The following is a 2,499-nucleotide window of genomic DNA, read 5'->3' as shown; positions in this document are numbered from 1 at the left end:
AAGATCCACGAACTGAACCCGGGCACCGGCGTCGAACTGCTGATCCCCGACTTCTCCGGCAAGCCCGAGCACATCGCGGCGATCTGCGACTCCAAGCCCGAGGTCTTCGCCCACAACGTCGAGACCGTGCCCCGGATCTTCAAGCGGATCCGCCCCGCGTTCCGCTACGACCGCTCCCTGGACGTCATCACCCAGGGCCGCAAGCTCGGCATGGTGACCAAGTCCAACCTGATCCTCGGCATGGGCGAGACCCGCGAGGAAATCTCCGAGGCACTGCGGGACCTGCACGCGGCCGGCTGCGACCTGATCACCATCACCCAGTACCTGCGCCCCTCCGAACGGCACCTCCCGGTGGACCGCTGGGTCAAGCCGCAGGAATTCGTGGACCTGCAGCACGAAGCCGACGAGATCGGCTTCCTGGGCGTCATGTCCGGGCCCCTGGTGCGTTCCTCCTACCGCGCCGGCCGGCTCTGGGCCACCGCGATGCGCAAGAAAGGCTGGGAAATCCCGGCCGAACTCGCCCACATCGAAAGCTCCGGAAGCACCCGCCAGGAAGCCAGCTCGCTGCTCGGCGCACATTCCTGAACCCTGCTCTGACACCCTTCCACTTAAGGGCCGGCACCGGATGACTTCGGTGCCGGCCCTTGGCCGTCCATCACGTAGAATTAAGGAACTATGGCGAATTCCCCTGATCCCAGCAACTCCAGCCCGGCTTCCGAAGCTCCGAAGCGCGGTCTTTTCTCCCGTAAGCCCAAGGAAGCAAAGGCCAAGAAGCCGAGCCGGCTGAAGCAGATCGGCGAGGTCTTCCAGATGACCCGCCGCCACGATCCCATGGTTCCCTGGCTCATGTTGCTGGCGTTCCTGGGTGTTGTTGCGCTCAGCCTGCTGGTCGGTTTCCTGCTCGACAACTGGATCACCGGCCTGATCATCGGCATCGCCCTGGGTGCCCTTGCGGCCACGCTGATCCTGTCCCGTCGTGCCGAGCGCGCCGCGTTCGCACAGATCGAGGGCCAGCCGGGCGCCTCAGGTGCCGCGCTGGGCACGCTCAAGCGCGGCTGGATCACCGAGGACCAGCCCGTCGCCGTGAACCCCCGCACGCAGGATGCCGTCTTCCGCGCCATCGGCCGTCCGGGCGTCGTGCTCGTCAGCGAGGGTCCCAGCAACCGGGTCAAGCCGCTGGTCGACGCCGAGCGCAAGCGCCTTGCACGCATCCTGCCCAACGTCACCATCCACGTGATCGAAAGCGGCCGCGGCGAGGGCCAGGTGCCGCTCAGCCAGATCGCCAGGAAGATGAACAAGCTCAAGGGCGAACTGACCAAGACTGAGGTCAGCGCCGTGTCGAAGCGCATTTCCTCGCTCGGCGGCCGCCTGCCCATCCCGAAGGGCATCGATCCCTACAAGGCCCGTCCCACCCGCGGACGCTAGGCGGGCGGCAGTACCGCACCGCATGACGGAATTGCCCGCAGTACAGATTCGCCCCGGTTCACGGCCACCTCAGGCTGCCAGCCGGGGCGTTTCTTATACTGCCCTACGTCGGCCCGCCCGGCGCCGGGTCACCGGACCCGGGACAACGGACGCAAGGTACCGGATAGAGCAACACCGGACACCGCGAAAACGGACGCAAGAACTTAGGAGATACGCATGAAACTTCCCCCGACCGCCACGATGATCCGCATTTTCCGGGGACTGGCGATCGCCGAAGCGTTCAGCTGGGCCGCTCTGTTGCTCGGCATGGTGCTCAAATGGATCACCCGGACGACGGAACTCGGCGTGGAGATTGCCGGTCCGATCCACGGGGCGTTCTTCATCGGCTACGCGATTGCGGCACTGAGCCTGTGGGCAATGCTGCGCTGGCCGTTCCGGGTTGCCTTGCTCGCCGGGCTCTCCGCCGTTTTCCCCTTCGCGACGGTGTGGTTTGAGCGCCGGGCCGGCCGCCACGGATACCTGACGGACCGGTCCGGACAGGCTGCGCCGACGCCGGCCCAGGAGACCGCGGGAGTCTAGCTCCGCCCAGGACCTCGGGTTTCTGTGCGGCACGGCTCCATCGCTGTGCCCATCTGACGCACATGGCCGCTATGCGGGGAAGTTAGCGGCCATTCGTGGCAAACGGACGAAGGCCCGCCGCCCCTGGTTGCCTGGCACCGCCGTCGCGCATCCGGCCGCGGATTGCTACATCCGGACGAGCACCGTATTCATGGCCTTGTCGTGGAGGCCGCGCTGGTCCGGGTCGAAGATGACTGCGGGGATGACGAGGCACAGCAGCAGGGTGCGCACCAGGGCCGCGAGTGGACCCGCCGGGCCGCCGCCCAGCCGGACCACGTGGATTCCCACGATCCGGTGGCCGATGCCGTAGCCGAGGGTGCCGATCAGCAGGATCTGCTCGATGGCAAACACGGCGAGCGTGGCCCAGGAGTCGCCGCCGAATGCGAAATTGCTGATCAACAGCGCGATGCCCCAGTCAATGCAGATCGCCAGGATGCGCCGGCCGGCACGGGCGAT

General features: G+C 66.7%; 4 protein-coding genes. 3 read left to right on the top strand and 1 reads right to left on the bottom strand.

The window, feature by feature from the left end:
- The 3 genes from Y706_RS0102635 to Y706_RS0102625 all read left to right on the top strand — a co-directional run.
- The coding region (locus Y706_RS0102635; protein WP_028275353.1) for a lipoyl synthase at positions 1 to 585 on the top strand (585 nt) is incomplete at its 5' end.
- A gap of 90 nt (positions 586 to 675) precedes the next feature.
- Positions 676 to 1,425 (top strand): DUF4191 domain-containing protein, encoded by a 750-nt coding sequence (locus tag Y706_RS0102630; protein ID WP_028275352.1) that lies wholly within the window; start codon positions 676 to 678, stop codon positions 1,423 to 1,425.
- Between the two features lie 216 nt (positions 1,426 to 1,641).
- On the top strand, positions 1,642 to 2,004 hold the full coding sequence (locus Y706_RS0102625) for a DUF3817 domain-containing protein (RefSeq protein WP_028275351.1): 363 nt from the start codon (positions 1,642 to 1,644) through the stop codon (positions 2,002 to 2,004).
- Positions 2,005 to 2,169: 165 nt separating this feature from the next.
- Here the strand turns inward: Y706_RS0102625 and Y706_RS0102620 are convergent.
- Positions 2,170 to 2,499, bottom strand: a 330-nt coding sequence (locus Y706_RS0102620; RefSeq protein WP_028275350.1) for an RDD family protein, incomplete at its 5' end; no start/stop codon positions are given.

It is taken from the genome of Arthrobacter sp. I3, assembly GCF_000520575.1.
GTDB lineage: Bacteria > Actinomycetota > Actinomycetes > Actinomycetales > Micrococcaceae > Arthrobacter > Arthrobacter humicola_A.
Note: the sequence above shows the minus strand (reverse complement) of the source record. Positions and strands in the feature narration are given on the sequence as shown.